The organism is Citrobacter sp. Cb041, from assembly GCF_030336655.1.
GTDB lineage: Bacteria > Pseudomonadota > Gammaproteobacteria > Enterobacterales > Enterobacteriaceae > Citrobacter > Citrobacter braakii.
Window position 1 is genome coordinate 45259 of sequence record NZ_JAOWDD010000041.1, and the last position, 18266, is coordinate 63524.

Below are 18266 nucleotides of genomic sequence, written 5' to 3' on the forward strand. Positions count from 1 at the left end.
ACGTAAGTTCCTCGCTTTTTTCCTTCCTGAACTGAAATAAATTAGCGACCTGGCTGGTGGCTGGTTTATCATCAATGTAATTAATACCACCAGGTTTATCCGTTTTATCCCTTTTCCTGAGGTTGATGTGCAGTTAACAAGTTTCACCGATTACGGATTACGTGCGCTAATCTACATGGCGTCACTTCCCGAAGGACGTATGACCAGTATTTCTGAGGTGACAGAAGTCTACGGCGTGTCCCGTAATCATATGGTCAAAATAATCAATCAACTTAGCCGTGCGGGCTTCGTTACTGCTATTCGAGGAAAAAATGGCGGTATCCGCCTGGGTAAACCAGCTAAGGATATTGGTATTGGTGATGTGGTTCGCGAGCTGGAACCACTATCGTTGGTCAATTGTAGCAGCGAGTTTTGCCACATTACCCCAGCCTGTCGACTCAAACAGGCGCTTTCTAAGGCAGTGCAAAGTTTTCTCACGGAACTGGACAACTACACACTTGCTGATTTGGTTGAAGAGAATCAACCGCTTTATAAATTATTGCTGGTGGAGTGACGAAAATCTTCATCAGAGCTGACAATGGAGGAACCTCGATGTCACAAGATCCTTTCCAGGAACGCGAAGCAGAAAAATACGCGAATCCTATCCCGAGCCGGGAATTTATCCTCGAACATTTAACTAAACGTGAAAAACCGGCCAACCGCGATGAGCTGGCCGCTGAACTCAACATTGAAGGTGAAGAGCAGCAAGAAGCGCTGCGTCGCCGCCTGCGCGCCATGGAGCGTGACGGGCAACTGGTCTTCACTCGTCGTCAGTGCTATGCGCTGCCGGAGCGTCTTGACCTGCTGAAAGGTACCGTTATTGGCCACCGTGATGGCTACGGCTTTCTGCGCGTTGAAGGCCGCAAAGATGACCTGTACCTGTCCAGCGAGCAGATGAAAACCTGCATTCATGGCGATCAGGTGTTGGCACAGCCGCTGGGAGCGGACCGTAAAGGTCGTCGCGAAGCGCGTATTGTGCGCGTACTGGTACCGAAAACCAGCCAGATTGTCGGTCGCTACTTCACCGACGCTGGCGTTGGGTTTGTCGTCCCTGACGACAGCCGCCTGAGCTTTGATATCCTGATCCCGCCGGAAGAGGTGATGGGTGCTCGTATGGGTTTTGTGGTCGTGGTTGAGCTGACCCAGCGTCCGACGCGTCGCACTAAAGCGGTGGGTAAAATTGTTGAAGTCCTGGGCGACAACATGGGAACCAGCATGGCCGTTGATATGGCTCTGCGTACTCATGAAATCCCGTATATCTGGCCTCAGGCGGTCGAAAAACAGGTCTCCGGACTGAAAGAAGAAGTGCCGGAAGAAGCGAAAGCCGGACGTGTCGATCTGCGCTCCCTGCCGCTGGTCACTATCGATGGCGAAGATGCGCGTGACTTCGACGATGCGGTTTACTGCGAGAAGAAACGCGGCGGCGGCTGGCGTTTATGGGTGGCGATTGCTGACGTAAGCTATTACGTTCGCCCGCCGACTCCGCTGGACCAGGAAGCGCGCAGCCGTGGCACATCCGTCTACTTCCCATCGCAGGTTGTTCCGATGCTACCGGAAGTGCTGTCTAACGGATTGTGTTCGCTCAACCCACAGGTGGACAGGCTGTGTATGGTCTGTGAAATGACCATTTCGTCGAAAGGCCGCTTAACAGGCTTTAAATTCTACGAAGCGGTTATGAGCTCCCATGCGCGTCTGACCTACACCAAGGTCTGGCACATGCTGCAGGGCGATCAGGAACTGCGTGAGCAGTACGCGCCGTTGGTTAAACACATTGAAGAGCTGCATAACCTCTACAAAGTGCTGGATAAAGCGCGTGAAGAGCGTGGCGGTATCTCGTTTGAAAGTGAAGAAGCGAAGTTTATCTTCAATGCTGAACGCCGTATTGAGCGTATTGAGCAGACGCAGCGTAATGACGCGCACAAACTGATTGAAGAGTGCATGATCATGGCGAACATCTCAGCGGCGCGATTCGTTGAGAAAGCCAAAGAGCCGGCACTGTTCCGCATTCACGATAAGCCGACGACCGAAGCGATTAATTCGTTCCGTTCGGTGTTGGCGGAGCTGGGGCTGGAGCTGCCCGGCGGTAATAAACCCGAGCCGCGTGATTACGCTGAACTGCTGGAGTCGATTGCTGACCGTCCTGACGCAGAAATGCTGCAAACTATGCTGCTGCGTTCAATGAAGCAGGCGATTTACGATCCGGAAAACCGCGGTCACTTTGGTCTTGCGTTGCAGTCTTATGCACACTTTACCTCGCCGATCCGTCGTTACCCGGATCTCTCCTTGCACCGGGCGATTAAGTATCTGCTGGCGCAGGAGCAGGGACATAAAGGCAACACCACGGAAACGGGTGGCTACCATTATTCGATGGAAGAGATGCTGCAGCTGGGTCAACACTGTTCGATGGCCGAGCGCCGTGCTGACGAAGCCACACGCGACGTCTCTGACTGGCTGAAGTGCGACTTCATGCTGGATCAGGTAGGTAATGTCTTCAAAGGCGTGATCGCCAGCGTGACCGGGTTTGGTTTCTTCGTTCGTCTTGATGAGCTGTTTATCGACGGTCTGGTGCATGTCTCCTCCCTGGATAACGACTACTATCGTTTTGACCAGGTTGGGCAGCGTCTGACGGGAGAATCCAGCGGTCAAATGTATCGCCTGGGCGATCGCGTGGAAGTTCGCGTGGAAGCGGTCAACATGGACGAGCGTAAAATCGACTTCAGTTTGATCTCCAGCGAACGTGCACCGCGCAATGAAGGTAAAACCGCGCGTGAAAGAGCGAAAAAAGGCGATGCGGGTAAAAATACCGGTAAGCGTCGTCAGATGGGCAAAAAAGTAAATTTCGAGCCGGATAGCGCTTTCCGCGGCGAGAAGAAAGGCAGAGCCAAACCTCAGGCCGATAAAAAAACGGCTGAGAAGAAAGGCGATAAAAAAGCGAAAAAGCCATCGGCAAAAACGCTTAAAATCGCTGCCGCCACCAAAGCTAAACGCGCGACGAAAAAGAAAGTCGCGCAATAACAGCCATAAACAGTAAGTCGGGCAACCTCGCGTTGCCCGCGTTACGCATAAACTATTAACGAGTACATTCATGAGTGAAATGATTTACGGCATCCATGCGGTGCAGGCTCTGCTGGAACGTGCGCCTGAGCGCTTCCAGGACGTCTTTATTCTCAAAGGTCGTGAAGATAAACGCCTGCTGCCGCTGATCCACGCACTGGAAGCACAGGGTGTTGTCATTCAGCTGGCTAACCGCCAGTTCCTGGATGAGAAAAGCGAGGGTGCGGTACATCAGGGAATTATTGCTCGCGTGAAACCGGGTCGTCAGTATCAGGAAAACGATCTGCCGGATCTGATTGCTACGCTCGATCAGCCGTTTTTTTTGATCCTCGATGGTGTTACCGATCCGCATAACCTGGGGGCATGCCTGCGTAGCGCCGATGCTGCTGGCGTCCATGCTGTTATCGTACCGAAGGATCGTTCTGCGCAGTTGAATGCAACGGCGAAAAAAGTGGCCTGCGGTGCGGCAGAAAGCGTACCGCTGATCCGTGTGACCAACCTGGCGCGCACTATGCGTATGCTGCAGGAAGAGAATATCTGGATCGTCGGAACCGCAGGTGAAGCTGACCATACTCTCTACCAGAGCAAAATGACCGGACGTCTGGCGCTGGTGATGGGCGCAGAGGGTGAAGGTATGCGTCGTTTGACCCGCGAACACTGTGACGAACTGATCAGCATCCCGATGGCTGGGAGCGTTTCGTCGCTGAACGTTTCAGTTGCGACGGGCATCTGCTTGTTTGAGGCTGTACGCCAGCGCGGCTAAACTATCTCCCTCATTTCTCTCTTCTCTCAAGCCATCCTTCGGGATGGCTTTTTTGTGACCGTTGTCCCATGCGTGCAGCCCTCTGCCTGACCATACTTAAGGTGACGGCCATTGACGGAGGGAGACACAATGCACTGGCAAACGCATACCGTTTTTAACCAACCTGTACCGCTCAATAACAGCAACTTATATCTGTCCGATGGCGCGCTGTGTGAAGCGGTTATCCGTGAAGGCGCTGGCTGGGACAGCGATCTTCTCGCCAGTATTGGTCAGCAGCTAGGGACTGCCGAGTCGCTCGAGCTTGGCCGTCTGGCCAATGCTTTTCCACCCGAGTTGTTGCGCTACGACTCGCAGGGTCAGCGGCTGGATGATGTGCGTTTTCATCCTGCCTGGCATTTACTGATGCAGGGATTGTGCGCCAATCGCGTACATAATCTGGCCTGGGAAGAAGACGCGAGGCAGGGAACATTTGTCGCCCGGGCGGCCCGTTTCATGCTGCATGCGCAGGTGGAAGCGGGCACGTTGTGTCCGGTTACCATGACTTTTGCCGCCACGCCGTTGTTACTTCAGATGTTACCTACCCCCTTTCACGACTGGTTTACGCCGCTGCTAAGCGACCGTTATGACTCGCATTTACTGCCCGGAGGGCAAAAGCGTGGTTTATTGATCGGCATGGGAATGACCGAGAAGCAGGGGGGGTCAGATGTGCTGAGCAATACCACTCAGGCAGAACGTCTTACAGACGGCTCGTATCGACTGGTGGGACATAAGTGGTTTTTCTCCGTGCCGCAAAGCGATGCCCATTTGGTACTGGCCCAGGCAAAGGGAGGCTTATCCTACTTTTTTGTACCGCGATTTTTACCCGACGGGCAGCGTAATGCTATCCGTCTGGAGCGGCTGAAAGATAAGTTAGGCAATCGCTCCAACGCCAGCTGCGAGGTTGAATTCCACGATGCGATTGGCTGGCTATTGGGTGAAGAAGGGGAAGGTATACGTCATATCCTGAAAATGGGCGGGATGACGCGTTTTGACTGTGCGCTCGGCAGTCATGGCATGATGCGACGTGCTTTTTCCATCGCGATTTACCATGCGCACCAGCGACAGGTTTTTGGCAAACCATTGATCGAACAACCGATGATGTGCCAGGTATTAGGTCGGATGGCGCTCCAACTGGAAGGTCAGACGGCGTTACTGTTCCGACTGGCGCGGGCCTGGGACCGTCGCGCTGATGCCAAAGAATCTCTGTGGGCCAGGTTGTTCACGCCAGCAGCGAAATTCTCTGTTTGCAAGGCCGGTATGCCGTTTGTTGCAGAGGCGATGGAAGTGCTCGGCGGGATTGGCTACTGCGAGGAGAGTGAATTGCCGCGCCTGTATCGTGAGATGCCGGTAAACAGTATCTGGGAGGGCTCTGGCAACATTATGTGCCTCGATGTATTGCGGGTGCTGACAAAACAACCCGGCATATACGATATGCTCAGCGAAGCCTTTGCTGAGGTAAAAGGGCAAGACCGACATTACGATCGAAGGGTACGTCAACTACAGCAGCGTTTACGTAAACCCAGCGAGGAGTTGGGACGGGAGATTACACAGCAGCTTTTCCTGCTCGGTTGCGGGGCGCAGATGTTGCGCTATGCCTCTCCGCCAGTGGCGCAGGCCTGGTGTCAAATGATGCTCGATACGCGTGGTGGACTACGATTGTCCGAGCAGGTGCTGAACGACTTGCTCCTGCGGGCAACGGGGGGATTACGGTAATAATATGCCTGATGGCGACGCTGGCGCGCCTTATCATGCCTACATTCAATGTAGGCCGGATAAGTTTACGCCATCCGGCAATCTGTTAAGCATAGAGTATGGCCTGTACGCGCCAGTTGTCGGGCTGCTGGTCTTCGTACATCTGAATGATCCGATACCATGAGGCACCCTGTTCATCCGCTTTTAACGCGACTACTCGTTCTACATCCTGCGGATTCCCTGCAATGTTACTGACAGATATCAGGCCAATTTCGTTCAGGCCTGTAACGCAGTCAGCACTGGCGAACTCGGCAGACTGCGCCGTAGTACCTACCAGTCCGGCAGAAAGCAGCAGTGAGGATAAGGCAAGTGATTGTTTCATCGTCAGCTCCATTATTCGTACCCCTACACACGGCAGGGCATTCCATCGCGATCATAAACCTCAAGCTTCCTGCTGTTGGTTTATTGTGCACAGGTAAACGCATAGCGGCGCAAAGCAATGTAAAGCTGACTAAATTCCAACCCAATGTTATTTACGATACAAAATAGCCTGTGAATACCATTGGCCTGTCACGATGGTTTCATCCACTAATAAAACCACGTAGTAATCAGCTTTAGCCGCGACGGCTTTGTCACGGATCTCTGCCAGCGCATCATCCGGAGAGCCTCTTACCAGCGCGCTGACCGTTCCTATTCGCTGTAACCCATTACTCTGGTCACGGCGGATCTCCTGCGGGTGGTCGGCAGCGGGCGGTGCGGGTTGCGGCGTTCCCTGTAGCACGCTACAGGCGCTTAAAAGCATCACCAGCAATAAAGAGGCAAACCGACGCATAACTCTATCTCGTTTCCTGATAGCCATAGTGTAGTGCCTTATCAATTTCCCTTTAGGGGAATGTTCCCGAAGTGTTATCTCTCACGCGATTTTCGAATGAAAATGTTGCGAAAGCGTAACCCAGTTCTCAACATTATGAATCATTGCCGAACACATTCGCTTGCGTTAAGTATTGCTGCATGGCATACCAGAAAAAAAGAGGCGACAAATGATCGAAATTGAAACACGACAGTTGGCTGGTATCCCTGTCCTGCACGCCGTTCCGGCTGGTAAACGCGAGTGTTCACTCCCTTGCATTATTTTCTATCACGGGTTTACATCTTCAAGTCTGGTCTATAGCTATTTTGCCGTTGCTCTGGCTCAGGCCGGATTCCGGGTTGTCATGCCAGATGCGCCCGACCATGGTGCCCGCTTCAACGGTGATGCTCAGGAGCGAATGTTCCGCTTCTGGCATATATTGCAGCAAAACATGCAGGAGTTTACGACGTTACGTGCGGCGCTGGTGGCGGAAAATTGGCTATCAGATGAAAGACTTGCTGTTGCGGGGGCGTCGATGGGAGGCATGACGGCGTTGGGCATTATGACCCGCCATCCCGAGGTTAAATGTGTAGCCAGCCTGATGGGTTCGGGCTATTTTACCCGTCTTGCACAAACGCTTTTTCCCCCTTTACGGGTCCAGACGCCAGAGCAGCAGGCAGAGTTCGATGCCGTTATCGCACCGCTCGCCGAATGGGATGTTACGCATCAGCTACAACGGCTGGCCGACCGACCGTTGCTGTTGTGGCATGGACAGGAGGACGATGTGGTGCCCGCGGTTGAAACCTTCCGCTTACAGCAGGCGCTGATTCAGGCAGGGCTGGATAACAATTTAACCTGCCTGTGGGAAGCGGGCGTACGCCACCGCATCACGCCAGAGGCGCTGGCAGCGACGGTAACGTTTTTTCGCCAGCACCTTTAAACGCGCACGATGCTTACGCCCTGAGCTTCAAGTTGTTGCAGAATCTCAGGGTTAGCATTTTTGCCGGTAATGAGCATATCGATTTGATCGGCGCGACTGAACAGCATCCCCGCGCGTTCACCGACCTTACTGCTATCGACCAGCACCACCAGTTTACCCACTACGTTAAGCATCTTCTGCTCAGCCATCGCGGTTAGCATATCGGTTTTATACAGTCCGTCCGCGGTCAACCCTTTACCGCTGGTAAACATCCAGTGTCCGGCATACAGGCTATTTTCGCTGCCTTGCGGACTAAGCGTGATGGACTGGCTTTTGTTGTATTGCCCTCCCATGATGATCACGCTGTCATGCTCCTGGTCGATCAGATAGTTCGCCAGCGGCAGATAATTGGTGATGATCTGCACCGGCTTGCCGCACATTTCACGACCAAGCAGGAAGGCGGTTGATCCACAGTTGATCACCACGCTTTCACCCGCATTTACAAGTTGGGATGCGGCCTTGGCAATGCGAACTTTTTCATCGTGGTTCTGCGCCTGATGCAGATTCATAGGTGTCCAGCGCGGACGTTGCTGGGTGATGGCTTCTGCGCCATTGCGGACTTTCTTGAGTTTGCCGCTTTCGTCGAGTTTATTGATGTCCCGGCGTGCTGTGGCTGGTGAAATCCCCAGACGCTCAATCACGTTCTCAACGGTAACAAAGCCCAACTGCGCCAGCATATCCAGCAATATTTGATGTCTTTGTGCTTCAGTCATGAGCTATTCCGATACAAATTGATTTGAAAAGATGATATTTGAAATAGCCTGGAAATACTAAAGTAAATGGGAAAAAATGCCGGAATAGACCGGCATTTTGTAGGGGTCACAAGAAGGATTTAAACGGCAGATCCGGTTCAATCGTGAAGCAGTCATCAAAGCCGCGCGGATAGTGATATTCAAAGTTATCTTTGTCCAGCGGCCAGGTGAACTTACCGCCCACCTGCCAGATAAACGGCTTAAAGCCATACTTCAGTCGATCTTTTTTCATCTCCCACAGTACGCGGATCTCCTGAGGGTCGGCCTGGAAGTTTGACCAGATGTCATGATGGAAAGGGATCACCACTTTCGTATTCAACGCTTCCGCCATGCGCAGCATGTCGGAGCTGGTCATTTTGTCCGTAATCCCGCGCGGATTCTCACCATAGGAGCCGAGCGCAACGTCGATCTGGTGCTCGTTGCCATGCTTTGCGTAGTAGTTAGAGTAGTGCGAGTCTCCGCTGTGGTACAGCGTACCGCCCGGTGTTTTGAACAGGTAGTTTACCGCACGTGCATCCATACCATCCGGCAGCACACCTGCCGCTTTTTGATCGGCAGGCAGCGTGATTAATGCCGTACGATCAAACGCGTCAAGCGCATGAATTTCAATATCTTTCACTTTCACCACATCGCCTGGTTTTACCACGATGCAGCGCTCTTTTGGCACACCCCAACCCATCCACAGATCCACACAGGTTTGCGGCCCGATAAATGGCACGTCATCGGCGCAGTTTTGCATGACGGCGGCCGCGACATTCACGTCGATGTGATCGTTATGATCGTGTGTCGCCAGCACTGCATCGATCTGTCGAATTGCAAACGGATCAAGAACAAACGGCGTGGTGCGCAGGTTTGGCTGCAGTTTCTTCACCCCAGCCATGCGTTGCATCTGGTGGCCGGTTTTCATTAGCGGGTTACCGTGACTCTGTTTACCCGTTCCGCACCAGAAATCGACGCAAATGTTCGTCCCGCCTTCCGACTTCAGCCAGATGCCGGTACAGCCAAGCCACCACATAGCGAATGTGCCCGGGGCGACCTGCTCCTGTTCGATCTCTTCATTCAGCCAACTTCCCCACTCCGGGAATGTGCTCAGGATCCATGATTCACGCGTGATGCTTTTTACTTTACTCATCGCATTTACCTTCATATTTATTCAGATTAAGTCAATTTATGATTTGTTTTGATTGATATTGACATCATTTTTTCAAGAAGGCAATGCGTTGATTTTTGGTGTTCAGCGGGGAAATGTGAGCAAATCACAGCGTGACAGGATGGTTTACTTGAGTGTTTGTTTTGTATTTTATTGTTTTAATAGAGTTTATTTTGGAAGTGATTAATTAGAAGTAAAGCCACTCTGCAAGTGTGTGAATTATTTGCGTACTGCATCACATTTAATCAAATTCAATCTTGTTGTGATTACTTTTGAAAATTAGAGTGAGGGCACAACATCCTGGGCATCTGTAATGAATGTTCAGCAACTTCGTCTACTGGAGATCGTTATGGAGATCCTCTACAACATCTTTACCGTCTTTTTTAATCAGGTTATGACCAACGCGCCCTTGCTGTTGGGTATTGTGACCTGTCTTGGTTACATCCTGCTGCGTAAAAGCGTCAGCGTTATTATCAAAGGCACGATCAAAACGATTATCGGTTTTATGTTGCTGCAAGCGGGATCGGGCATTCTGACCAGCACGTTTAAACCGGTGGTGGCGAAGATGTCCGAAGTTTACGGTATCAATGGTGCGATTTCCGATACCTATGCCTCCATGATGGCAACCATCGAACGTATGGGCGATGCCTATAGTTGGGTGGGTTATGCTGTGCTGTTGGCGCTGGCGCTGAATATTTGTTACGTACTGCTACGGCGTATTACCGGCATTCGCACCATCATGTTGACCGGCCACATAATGTTCCAGCAGGCGGGCCTGATTGCCGTCTCTCTCTACATCTTCGGTTACCCGATGTGGACCACCATCATCTGCACCGCGGTGCTGGTGTCGCTCTACTGGGGCATTACCTCCAATATGATGTACAAGCCGACGCAGGAAGTGACCGACGGCTGCGGTTTCTCCATCGGTCACCAGCAACAGTTCGCTTCATGGATTGCCTACAAAGTCGCGCCTTATCTGGGTAAGAAAGAGGAGAGTGTTGAAGATCTGAAGCTGCCGGGCTGGCTGAATATCTTCCATGACAACATCGTTTCTACCGCGATTGTTATGACCCTCTTCTTCGGCGCGATCCTGCTCTCTTTCGGCATTGATGTGGTTCAGGCGATGGCGGGTAAAACCCACTGGACGGTCTATATTCTGCAGACCGGTTTTTCGTTTGCCGTCGCTATTTTCATCATCACTCAGGGCGTACGTATGTTCGTTGCTGAGCTTTCAGAAGCGTTCAACGGTATCTCTCAACGTCTGATCCCGGGTGCAGTGCTGGCTATCGACTGCGCGGCGATTTATAGCTTTGCGCCCAACGCGGTGGTCTGGGGCTTTATGTGGGGCACCATCGGCCAACTGATTGCGGTGGGCATCCTGGTGGGTTGCGGCTCTTCTATTCTGATTATCCCTAGCTTTATTCCGATGTTCTTCTCGAACGCGACTATCGGCGTGTTTGCTAACCACTTTGGCGGCTGGCGCGCGGCACTCAAGATTTGCCTGGTGATGGGGATGATCGAAATCTTCGGCTGCGTCTGGGCGGTGAAGCTCACCGGGATGAGCGCCTGGATGGGCATGGCGGACTGGTCAATTCTGGCGCCGCCGATGATGCAGGGCTTTGCCTCCATCGGCATCGTGTTTATGGCCGTCATTATTCTGATTGCACTGGCTTATATGTTTTTCGCAGGACGCACCTTGCGCGCTGAGGAAGACGCAGAAAAACAACTGGCAGAACACTCTGCTTAATAAGGAGTTCCGATTATGACCGTACGTATTTTGGCTGTATGTGGCAATGGGCAGGGGAGTTCCATGATCATGAAGATGAAGGTGGATCAGTTTTTAACCCAGTCAAATATTGACCATACGGTAAACAGTTGCGCAGTAGGTGAATACAAAAGTGAACTGAGCGGCGCGGATATCATCATCGCTTCTACCCATATTGCCGGTGAGATTACCGTATCGGGCAATAAATATGTTGTTGGCGTACGCAACATGCTGTCTCCCGCCGATTTTGGACCAAAACTGCTGGAAGTGATCAACGCGCATTTCCCTCAGGACGTGAAGTAAGGAGGCGGCCTATGAAATTACGTGATTCGCTGGCAGACAATGACGCCATCCTTTTACAGGCCGAGGCCAGTTCCTGGCAGGAAGCGGTAAAGCTGAGCGTGGATCTGCTGGTTAAGGCTGATGTGGTTGAACCACGCTACTACCAGGCCATCCTCGACGGAGTCGAACAGTTCGGCCCGTATTTCGTGATTGCGCCCGGCCTGGCGATGCCGCACGGCCGTCCGGAGGAAGGGGTTAAGAAAACCGGTTTTGCGCTGGTGACGCTGAAAACACCGCTGGTGTTTAACCACGAAGATAACGACCCGGTCGACATCCTGATCACCATGGCGGCAGTAGACGCCAACACACATCAGGAAGTCGGCATCATGCAGATCGTGAATCTTTTTGACGACGAAGCCAATTTCGACCGTTTACGTGCCTGCCGTACCGCGCAGGAAGTGCTGGATTTAATTGATAACGCCACTGCGGCGGCTGTTTAAAAGGATACCAAAATGTCATTACCTATGTTGCAGGTTGCGCTGGATAACCAATCAATGTCTTCCGCCTATGAAACGACGCGTCTGATTGCCGAAGAGGTCGATATCATTGAGGTGGGCACGATTCTTTGCGTGGCAGAGGGGGTGCGCGCCGTACGCGATCTGAAGGCGCTTTATCCGCATAAAATTGTGCTGGCGGATGCCAAAATCGCCGACGCGGGTAAAATCCTCTCGCGCATGTGTTTCGAAGCCAATGCTGACTGGGTTACCGTCATCTGCTGCGCGGATATCAATACCACCAGGGGGGCGCTGGAGGTGGCGAAAGAATTTAACGGCGACGTGCAGATTGAACTGACTGGTTACTGGACCTGGGAGCAGGCGCAGGAGTGGCGTGACGCGGGCATTGGGCAAGTGGTATATCACCGCAGCCGTGACGCGCAGGCGGCGGGTGTGGCATGGGGAGAGGCAGATATCAGCGCCATCAAACGCCTTTCTGATATGGGCTTTAAGGTCACCGTCACCGGCGGCCTGGCGCTGGAGGATTTGCCGCTGTTCCAGGGGATCCCTATCCACGTCTTTATTGCCGGACGCAGCATTCGCGATGCCGCCTCTCCGGTAGACGCTGCGCGTCAGTTCAAACGTTCCATCGCCCAACTGTGGGGATAAGGAGCGACTATGTTGTCGAAACAGGTCCCGCTCGGTATCTATGAAAAAGCGCTCCCCGGCGGGGAGTGCTGGCTGGAACGCTTGCAGCTGGCGAAGGAACTGGGCTTTGATTTTGTTGAAATATCGGTTGATGAAACCGACGATCGCCTGGCGCGTCTTGACTGGCGCCGCGAGCAGCGACTGGCGCTGGTGGCCGCTATCGCCGAGACAGGGATACGCGTACCGTCCATGTGCCTGAGCGCTCATCGTCGGTTCCCCCTTGGCAGTGAAGATGATGCGGTGCGCGAACAGGGGCTGGAGATCATGCGTAAAGCCATTCAGTTTGCGCAGGATATCGGTATTCGCGTTATTCAACTGGCGGGTTACGACGTCTATTACCAGCAGGCCAATAACGAAACGCGTCGTCGGTTTCGCGATGGGCTGAAAGAGAGCGTGGAGATGGCGAGCCGCGCGCAGGTGACGCTGGCGATGGAAATCATGGATTATCCGCTGATGAATTCGATCAGCAAGGCACTGGGTTATGCCCACTATCTCAACAATCCGTGGTTCCAGCTGTATCCCGATATTGGCAATTTGTCGGCGTGGGATAACGACGTGCAGATGGAGCTGCAGGCTGGGATGGGTCATATCGTTGCCGTACACGTGAAGGATACCAAACCTGGTGTATTCAAAAATGTGCCGTTTGGTGAAGGGGTTGTTGAGTTCGAACGTTGTTTTGCGACGCTCAAACAGAGTGGGTACTGCGGACCATACCTGATTGAGATGTGGAGTGAAACGTCGGACGACCCGGCACGTGAAGTCGCGAAGGCGCGCGACTGGGTGAAGGCGCGAATGGCCAGCGCAGGTCTGGTGGAGGCGGTGTAATGCAAAAACTTAAACAGCAGGTTTTTGAGGCCAATATGGATTTGCCGCGCTACGGGCTGGTGACGTTCACCTGGGGGAACGTCAGCGCCATTGACCGCGAGCGCGGGCTGGTGGTGATTAAGCCTAGCGGCGTCGACTACCAAACGATGCAGGTAGATGACATGGTGGTTGTGGATCTGGCCGGCAACGTAGTGGAAGGGCGCTATCGTCCTTCTTCTGATACCGCCACCCATCTGGTGCTGTATCGCCGCTATTCTTCTCTCGGCGGCGTGGTGCACACCCACTCAACCCACGCGACGGCATGGGCGCAGGCGGGTCTGGCAATTCCCTCGCTCGGCACGACGCATGCGGATTACTTCTTTGGCGATATTCCCTGCACTAGGGCGTTAACTGAAGCTGAAGTTCAGGGCGAGTATGAGCTAAATACCGGTAAGGTGATTGTCGAAACGCTGGGGGAGGTGGAACCTTTGCATACGCCTGGCGTAGTGGTGTACCAGCATGGCCCGTTTGCCTGGGGCAAGGATGCTCACGATGCGGTACATAACGCCGTGGTGATGGAGGAAGTGGCAAAAATGGCATGGATTGCGCGTGGCATTAATCCGGCGCTTAGCCCCATCGACAGCTATCTGATGAATAAGCATTTCATGCGTAAGCACGGTCCAAACGCCTATTACGGACAGAAGTAACGACTAAGTCCTGGAGCCCAATTATTCAGGGGATGTTATTGATCTGGCTGTGGGACTTTGTTGCAAAAAAAGCCCCCTGTGAAGGGGGCAAATTAAACTGCGGCAATGTTCTCGTTGGTTATTTCTGGTGCTAGCGGTAAATATCTGCACTGGCGTGCATATTTCCGTTACTACCGGGTTCCCTGGTGAGGATCACGTGGTAGTAGGTTGCGCCTTGCGCATCGGTCTCTTCATTCAGGGCCTGAGTGGCTTCACTTTCAGTGGCGAAGTTATGATTTATGTAAATGACGCCTAAGCTCTGCACATCATCCATATTCCTGGCCTGATGATTGTCAATTTTGATGGCTGCCGTTGCATTTGCACTAAGCAAAAGCATAGCCAGAAGGGTCAAAACACGGGCTCGCATATGTACCTCCTCGACTGCGGTCTCTGGTTGCCTCTCTCCTGTGAGTGATTAGCTTCTGATGTAATTTTAACCGTTACCGGCGCAGTCGATAGCGACCATTTCTGATGCAGTTGTTCAAAAAATTACCGCATGACCATCTTTTCTTTTATTAACAGGCCGCTGGTGTGTACCGCGCGGTGAAAAATACCTGTCTTTCGCGCATAAGCACTTACCAAATAGTCAATTTAATCGGGTGAGTACGCCGTTTATAGTGAGCCGGATAATTAATATAACTTTATGATAATAAGGCAAAAACTTATGGATACTTCATTCATGGATTTCAGCTACTTTGTGATTATGTTTATGGTCGCGCTGGTGGCAGGCTTTATTAACGTGGTGTCGGGCGGCGGTGGTTTTCTCTCGATTGGCGCACTGTTAATTTCTGGTTTACCCCCGGCGAATGCGCTGGCAACCAATAAAATTCAGGCGCTGGGCAGCTCGCTGACCTCCGGGATTTATTTTTTACGCCGGGGGCATATCAACGTGCAGGAGCACAAGTATGTGTTTTTATCTGCCTTTATCGGTTCTGCGATGGGAACGACGCTTATCCAGTTCATTGAACCGGAACTGCTGAAGAAACTGCTCCCGATCCTGATTATCGCGGTCGCCATCTACTTTATTTTTGCGCCAAATCTCAGCGAACCGAAAAGAAAGCAGCAGGTATCCCTGTTTCTCTTCTCGTTGATCGGCGGGGGATGCATTGGTTTTTATGACGGCTTTCTCGGTGCCGGGGCTGGCTCCTTTTATACCCTCAGCTATATCCTGCTGTGGGGATACAGCATCGATAAGGCGCAAATTCACTCGAATTTTATTAACCTGGCGTCCAACATCGCCTCGATATTGTTCTTCATTTTTGGCGGTAAAATGATCTGGTCGCTGGGGCTGGTGATGTTTGCCGGGCAGTCCCTCGGCGCACGTCTTGGCGCGACGGTCGTACTAACGCGCGGCAAGAAAGTTATCCGACCCATGATTGTCATTGTCTCCATTTGCATCAGCGTCAAAATGCTGCTGGATATGTATTAATGGCGACACGATAAATAATCGTACAATTACCTTGAGTTTAGTGGCAGGCGCCAGTATTATGACGCGTCAATTTTTCAGCCGACCTTTAACACGTTCCTTGCCTCCCCGGGCCTCGGCTGACCCAGACAGGAGGCTGAATAATCCGTAAGGAGCAATTCGATGCGTCATTACGAAATCGTTTTTATGGTCCATCCTGACCAGAGCGAACAGGTTCCGGGTATGATCGAACGCTACACTGCTGCCATCACTGGTGCAGAAGGCACGATCCACCGTCTGGAAGACTGGGGCCGCCGTCAGCTGGCTTACCCGATCAACAAACTGCACAAAGCTCACTACGTTCTGCTGAACGTTGAAGCGCCGCAGGAAGTGATCGATGAGCTGGAAACTACCTTCCGCTTCAACGATGCCGTTATCCGCAGCATGGTTATGCGTACTAAACACGCTGTTACCGAAGCATCTCCGATGGTTAAAGCGAAAGACGAGCGTCGTGAACGTCGCGATGATTTCGCTAACGAAACCGCAGATGATGCTGAAGCTGGGGATTCTGAAGAGTAATTTCTGATGACCAACCGTCTGGCGTTGTCCGGCACCGTGTGCAGGGCTCCCCTTCGAAAGGTCAGTCCATCAGGAATTCCTCATTGCCAGTTCGTGCTTGAGCATCGTTCTGTGCAGGAGGAAGCCGGGTTTCACCGGCAGGCGTGGTGCCAAATGCCCGTTATTATTAGCGGACACGAAAACCAGGCCATTACTCACAGTATAACGGTCGGTAGCGCAGTGACCGTTCAGGGGTTCATCTCTTGCCACAAGGCAAAGAACGGCCTGAGCAAAATGGTTCTGCATGCCGAGCAGATTGAATTGATAGATTCTGGAGACTAGCCATATGGCACGTTATTTCCGTCGTCGCAAGTTCTGCCGTTTCACCGCGGAAGGCGTTCAAGAGATCGACTATAAAGATATCGCTACGCTGAAAAACTACATCACCGAAAGCGGTAAGATTGTCCCAAGCCGTATCACCGGTACCCGTGCAAAATACCAGCGTCAGCTGGCTCGCGCTATCAAACGCGCTCGCTACCTGTCCCTGCTGCCGTACACTGATCGTCATCAGTAATCGGTCACGGTCCATTAATACGACTTTGAGAGGATAAGGTAATGCAAGTTATTCTGCTTGATAAAGTAGCAAACCTGGGTAGCCTGGGTGATCAGGTTAACGTTAAAGCGGGCTATGCTCGTAACTTCCTGGTACCACAGGGTAAAGCTGTTCCTGCTACCAAGAAAAACGTTGAATTTTTCGAAGCGCGTCGCGCTGAGCTGGAAGCTAAACTGGCTGACGTTCTGTCCGCTGCTGAAGCTCGTGCTGAGAAAATCAACGCACTGGAAACCGTAACCATCGCGTCTAAAGCTGGCGACGAAGGTAAACTGTTCGGTTCCATCGGTACTCGCGACATCGCTGACGCTGTAACTGCAGCTGGCGTTGAAGTAGCTAAGAGCGAAGTTCGTCTGCCGAACGGCGTTCTGCGTACCACTGGTGAGCACGAAGTGAGCTTCCAGGTTCACAGCGAAGTGTTTGCTAAGCTGACTGTAAACGTAGTTGCAGAATAAGTTTTTATTCTGATTACCGCGTAAAAGCGCCGGCCTTGTGTCGGCGTTTTGCTTTTCTGTTCCCTCCGCTTTTCGCTCTGGCTATTCTTTATCCTTTTCGGGATAATCATAAAAATAAAACATTATTTCAAAGTGGTGATGGAATGGAACCAACGCACCAACCTCTGTTTGCGCGTAAAAATGTTGTCTACCTGAGCGCAGCGTTTTGCTGTCTGCTGTGGGGGAGCGCCTATCCGGCGATCAAAAGCGGATATGAGATCTTCCAGATTGCCACGGATGACATTCCCTCAAAAATTGTCTTTGCCGGCTATCGCTTCCTGTTTGCTGGATTATTGCTGCTATTGCTGGCGGTGGCGCAACGTAAACCGATTGGCCGGTTAAGCCCGCGTCAGTACGGTCAGCTCACGCTGTTGGGACTGACGCAAACCTCGCTGCAATACATCTTCTTCTATATTGGCCTGGCGTTCACGACGGGGGTGAAGGGGTCGATCATGAACGCGACCGGCACCTTCTTCAGCGTGCTGCTGGCCCATTTTATCTATCAGAACGACAAGCTGAGCTACAACAAAGTGCTGGGCTGTATCCTGGGCTTTACCGGCGTAATGGTGGTGAACTTTAGCAGCGGACTGGATTTTAGCTTCAGCTTGTTAGGGGACGGTTCAGTGGTGATGGCGGCCTTTATTCTTTCTGCCGCCACGTTATACGGTAAACGCATTTCTCAGACGGTAGACCCGACGGTAATGACAGGATATCAGTTGGGTGTCGGCGGTCTGGCGCTGGTTATCGGCGGCTACGCTTTTGGTGGCACGCTGACCGTACACGGCGCGTCTTCAGTGGCGATTCTGGGCTACCTGACGTTACTCTCTTCGGTCGCTTTTGCGTTGTGGAGTATTCTGCTCAAGCATAACCGCGTGGGGATGATTGCGCCGTTTAACTTCCTGATCCCGGTTTCGGGGGCGGTTCTGTCGGCGATATTCCTCGGCGAAAACATTCTCGAATGGAAATATGCGCTGGCGCTGGTGCTGGTCTGTTCCGGGATCTGGTGGGTGAACAAGATGAAGCGCTGACGCTTCACCTTGATGTCTGATGCGCTGTGTTTATCAGCGCCTACAGGTGTGCCG

Annotated in this window: 22 protein-coding genes; 17 read left to right on the forward strand and 5 right to left on the reverse strand. The window is 52.4% G+C overall.

From position 1 onward, the window contains the following. Positions 1 to 127 precede the first annotated feature (127 nt). From nsrR to OGV52_RS18050, 4 genes are all read left to right on the forward strand, one after another. A complete protein-coding gene (gene nsrR, locus OGV52_RS18035; protein ID WP_003025609.1) occupies positions 128 to 553 on the forward strand; it encodes a nitric oxide-sensing transcriptional repressor NsrR in 426 nt (141 codons plus the stop codon). A gap of 38 nt (positions 554 to 591) precedes the next feature. Next, positions 592 to 3054, forward strand: coding sequence for a ribonuclease R (gene rnr / locus OGV52_RS18040; protein WP_287108900.1), 2463 nt, complete (start codon positions 592 to 594; stop codon positions 3052 to 3054). Between the two features lie 70 nt (positions 3055 to 3124). After that, positions 3125 to 3856: a 23S rRNA (guanosine(2251)-2'-O)-methyltransferase RlmB gene (gene rlmB, locus OGV52_RS18045; RefSeq protein WP_003830482.1), complete on the forward strand. Its 732-nt coding sequence runs from the start codon at positions 3125 to 3127 to the stop codon at positions 3854 to 3856. A 129-nt stretch (positions 3857 to 3985) separates the two neighbouring features. Next, positions 3986 to 5608, forward strand: coding sequence for an isovaleryl-CoA dehydrogenase (locus OGV52_RS18050; protein ID WP_287108902.1), 1623 nt, complete (start codon positions 3986 to 3988; stop codon positions 5606 to 5608). 85 nt (positions 5609 to 5693) lie between these two features. Here the strand turns inward: OGV52_RS18050 and yjfN are convergent, their stop codons facing one another. Together yjfN and bsmA are read right to left on the reverse strand one after the other, a co-directional pair. Next, positions 5694 to 5969, reverse strand: a complete 276-nt coding sequence (gene yjfN / locus OGV52_RS18055; RefSeq protein ID WP_016151420.1) for a DUF1471 family protease activator YjfN — start codon at positions 5967 to 5969, stop codon at positions 5694 to 5696. Positions 5970 to 6116: 147 nt separating this feature from the next. Next, a complete protein-coding gene (gene bsmA, locus OGV52_RS18060) occupies positions 6117 to 6446 on the reverse strand; it encodes a biofilm peroxide resistance protein BsmA (RefSeq protein ID WP_287108903.1) in 330 nt (109 codons plus the stop codon). A gap of 181 nt (positions 6447 to 6627) precedes the next feature. Between bsmA and yjfP the strand changes: the two genes are divergently transcribed. Further along, complete coding sequence (gene yjfP / locus OGV52_RS18065; protein ID WP_103766918.1) at positions 6628 to 7377, forward strand: esterase; 750 nt, start codon at positions 6628 to 6630, stop codon at positions 7375 to 7377. Here the strand turns inward: yjfP and ulaR are convergent. Then, a complete protein-coding gene (gene ulaR / locus OGV52_RS18070; RefSeq protein WP_016151423.1) occupies positions 7374 to 8129 on the reverse strand; it encodes an HTH-type transcriptional regulator UlaR in 756 nt (251 codons plus the stop codon). The two genes, yjfP and ulaR, sit on opposite strands and share 4 nt — an antisense overlap. A gap of 106 nt (positions 8130 to 8235) precedes the next feature. Further along, positions 8236 to 9300 (reverse strand): L-ascorbate 6-phosphate lactonase, encoded by a 1065-nt coding sequence (ulaG, locus tag OGV52_RS18075; protein WP_049282114.1) that lies wholly within the window; start codon positions 9298 to 9300, stop codon positions 8236 to 8238. A 367-nt stretch (positions 9301 to 9667) separates the two neighbouring features. Between ulaG and ulaA the strand changes: the two genes are divergently transcribed. The 6 genes from ulaA to OGV52_RS18105 are packed head-to-tail and all read left to right on the forward strand — an operon-like array spanning position 9668 to position 14078. Further along, a complete protein-coding gene (ulaA, locus tag OGV52_RS18080) occupies positions 9668 to 11065 on the forward strand; it encodes a PTS ascorbate transporter subunit IIC (protein WP_287108936.1) in 1398 nt (465 codons plus the stop codon). A 15-nt stretch (positions 11066 to 11080) separates the two neighbouring features. Beyond that, complete coding sequence (gene ulaB, locus OGV52_RS18085; protein WP_016151426.1) at positions 11081 to 11386, forward strand: PTS ascorbate transporter subunit IIB; 306 nt, start codon at positions 11081 to 11083, stop codon at positions 11384 to 11386. Between the two features lie 11 nt (positions 11387 to 11397). After that, positions 11398 to 11865, forward strand: a complete 468-nt coding sequence (gene ulaC / locus OGV52_RS18090) for a PTS ascorbate transporter subunit IIA (RefSeq protein WP_109017781.1) — start codon at positions 11398 to 11400, stop codon at positions 11863 to 11865. 12 nt (positions 11866 to 11877) lie between these two features. Then, the gene (ulaD, locus tag OGV52_RS18095) at positions 11878 to 12528 is read left to right on the forward strand and encodes a 3-keto-L-gulonate-6-phosphate decarboxylase UlaD (RefSeq protein ID WP_046275837.1); all 651 of its coding nucleotides are present in this window, start codon (positions 11878 to 11880) and stop codon (positions 12526 to 12528) included. Between the two features lie 9 nt (positions 12529 to 12537). Next, entirely contained in the window at positions 12538 to 13392 is an 855-nt protein-coding gene (locus OGV52_RS18100) for an L-ribulose-5-phosphate 3-epimerase (protein ID WP_016151429.1), read from the forward strand. Beyond that, positions 13392 to 14078 (forward strand): L-ribulose-5-phosphate 4-epimerase, encoded by a 687-nt coding sequence (locus OGV52_RS18105; protein WP_094761021.1) that lies wholly within the window; start codon positions 13392 to 13394, stop codon positions 14076 to 14078. The genes OGV52_RS18100 and OGV52_RS18105 overlap by 1 nt, the downstream gene beginning before the upstream one ends. A 130-nt stretch (positions 14079 to 14208) precedes the next feature. Here OGV52_RS18105 and yjfY read toward each other — a convergent pair whose 3' ends face one another. After that, on the reverse strand, positions 14209 to 14484 hold the full coding sequence (yjfY, locus tag OGV52_RS18110) for a DUF1471 family protein YjfY (RefSeq protein ID WP_016155520.1): 276 nt from the start codon (positions 14482 to 14484) through the stop codon (positions 14209 to 14211). 297 nt (positions 14485 to 14781) lie between these two features. Here yjfY and OGV52_RS18115 point away from each other — a divergent pair, with 297 nt between their 5' ends. The 6 genes from OGV52_RS18115 (at position 14782) to OGV52_RS18140 (ending at position 18212) form a co-directional block, all read left to right on the forward strand. Continuing rightward, the gene (locus tag OGV52_RS18115) at positions 14782 to 15546 is read left to right on the forward strand and encodes a TSUP family transporter (RefSeq protein WP_016151432.1); all 765 of its coding nucleotides are present in this window, start codon (positions 14782 to 14784) and stop codon (positions 15544 to 15546) included. 159 nt (positions 15547 to 15705) lie between these two features. Further along, on the forward strand, positions 15706 to 16101 hold the full coding sequence (gene rpsF / locus OGV52_RS18120; RefSeq protein ID WP_016151433.1) for a 30S ribosomal protein S6: 396 nt from the start codon (positions 15706 to 15708) through the stop codon (positions 16099 to 16101). 6 nt (positions 16102 to 16107) lie between these two features. Next, the gene (priB, locus tag OGV52_RS18125) at positions 16108 to 16422 is read left to right on the forward strand and encodes a primosomal replication protein N (protein WP_003025674.1); all 315 of its coding nucleotides are present in this window, start codon (positions 16108 to 16110) and stop codon (positions 16420 to 16422) included. Positions 16423 to 16426: 4 nt separating this feature from the next. Continuing rightward, on the forward strand, positions 16427 to 16654 hold the full coding sequence (gene rpsR, locus OGV52_RS18130; RefSeq protein WP_000135199.1) for a 30S ribosomal protein S18: 228 nt from the start codon (positions 16427 to 16429) through the stop codon (positions 16652 to 16654). A gap of 41 nt (positions 16655 to 16695) precedes the next feature. Next, the gene (gene rplI / locus OGV52_RS18135; protein WP_003025676.1) at positions 16696 to 17145 is read left to right on the forward strand and encodes a 50S ribosomal protein L9; all 450 of its coding nucleotides are present in this window, start codon (positions 16696 to 16698) and stop codon (positions 17143 to 17145) included. Positions 17146 to 17288: 143 nt separating this feature from the next. Continuing rightward, complete coding sequence (locus tag OGV52_RS18140) at positions 17289 to 18212, forward strand: DMT family transporter (RefSeq protein WP_103766916.1); 924 nt, start codon at positions 17289 to 17291, stop codon at positions 18210 to 18212. Positions 18213 to 18266 lie beyond the last annotated feature (54 nt).

What these genes read in the sequence shown, in the direction of transcription:
- rnr (WP_287108900.1), top strand. Translation starts at nt 592, where the DNA reads ATGTCACAAGATCCTTTCCAGGAACGCGAAGCAGAAAAATACGCGAAT.
- rlmB (WP_003830482.1), top strand. Translation starts at nt 3,125, where the DNA reads ATGAGTGAAATGATTTACGGCATCCATGCGGTGCAGGCTCTGCTGGAA.
- OGV52_RS18050 (WP_287108902.1), top strand. Translation starts at nt 3,986, where the DNA reads ATGCACTGGCAAACGCATACCGTTTTTAACCAACCTGTACCGCTCAAT.
- yjfN (WP_016151420.1), bottom strand. Translation starts at nt 5,969, where the DNA reads ATGAAACAATCACTTGCCTTATCCTCACTGCTGCTTTCTGCCGGACTG.
- bsmA (WP_287108903.1), bottom strand. Translation starts at nt 6,446, where the DNA reads ATGGCTATCAGGAAACGAGATAGAGTTATGCGTCGGTTTGCCTCTTTA.
- yjfP (WP_103766918.1), top strand. Translation starts at nt 6,628, where the DNA reads ATGATCGAAATTGAAACACGACAGTTGGCTGGTATCCCTGTCCTGCAC.
- ulaR (WP_016151423.1), bottom strand. Translation starts at nt 8,129, where the DNA reads ATGACTGAAGCACAAAGACATCAAATATTGCTGGATATGCTGGCGCAG.
- ulaG (WP_049282114.1), bottom strand. Translation starts at nt 9,300, where the DNA reads ATGAGTAAAGTAAAAAGCATCACGCGTGAATCATGGATCCTGAGCACA.
- ulaA (WP_287108936.1), top strand. Translation starts at nt 9,668, where the DNA reads ATGGAGATCCTCTACAACATCTTTACCGTCTTTTTTAATCAGGTTATG.
- ulaB (WP_016151426.1), top strand. Translation starts at nt 11,081, where the DNA reads ATGACCGTACGTATTTTGGCTGTATGTGGCAATGGGCAGGGGAGTTCC.
- ulaC (WP_109017781.1), top strand. Translation starts at nt 11,398, where the DNA reads ATGAAATTACGTGATTCGCTGGCAGACAATGACGCCATCCTTTTACAG.
- ulaD (WP_046275837.1), top strand. Translation starts at nt 11,878, where the DNA reads ATGTCATTACCTATGTTGCAGGTTGCGCTGGATAACCAATCAATGTCT.
- OGV52_RS18100 (WP_016151429.1), top strand. Translation starts at nt 12,538, where the DNA reads ATGTTGTCGAAACAGGTCCCGCTCGGTATCTATGAAAAAGCGCTCCCC.
- OGV52_RS18105 (WP_094761021.1), top strand. Translation starts at nt 13,392, where the DNA reads ATGCAAAAACTTAAACAGCAGGTTTTTGAGGCCAATATGGATTTGCCG.
- yjfY (WP_016155520.1), bottom strand. Translation starts at nt 14,484, where the DNA reads ATGCGAGCCCGTGTTTTGACCCTTCTGGCTATGCTTTTGCTTAGTGCA.
- OGV52_RS18115 (WP_016151432.1), top strand. Translation starts at nt 14,782, where the DNA reads ATGGATACTTCATTCATGGATTTCAGCTACTTTGTGATTATGTTTATG.
- rpsF (WP_016151433.1), top strand. Translation starts at nt 15,706, where the DNA reads ATGCGTCATTACGAAATCGTTTTTATGGTCCATCCTGACCAGAGCGAA.
- priB (WP_003025674.1), top strand. Translation starts at nt 16,108, where the DNA reads ATGACCAACCGTCTGGCGTTGTCCGGCACCGTGTGCAGGGCTCCCCTT.
- rpsR (WP_000135199.1), top strand. Translation starts at nt 16,427, where the DNA reads ATGGCACGTTATTTCCGTCGTCGCAAGTTCTGCCGTTTCACCGCGGAA.
- rplI (WP_003025676.1), top strand. Translation starts at nt 16,696, where the DNA reads ATGCAAGTTATTCTGCTTGATAAAGTAGCAAACCTGGGTAGCCTGGGT.
- OGV52_RS18140 (WP_103766916.1), top strand. Translation starts at nt 17,289, where the DNA reads ATGGAACCAACGCACCAACCTCTGTTTGCGCGTAAAAATGTTGTCTAC.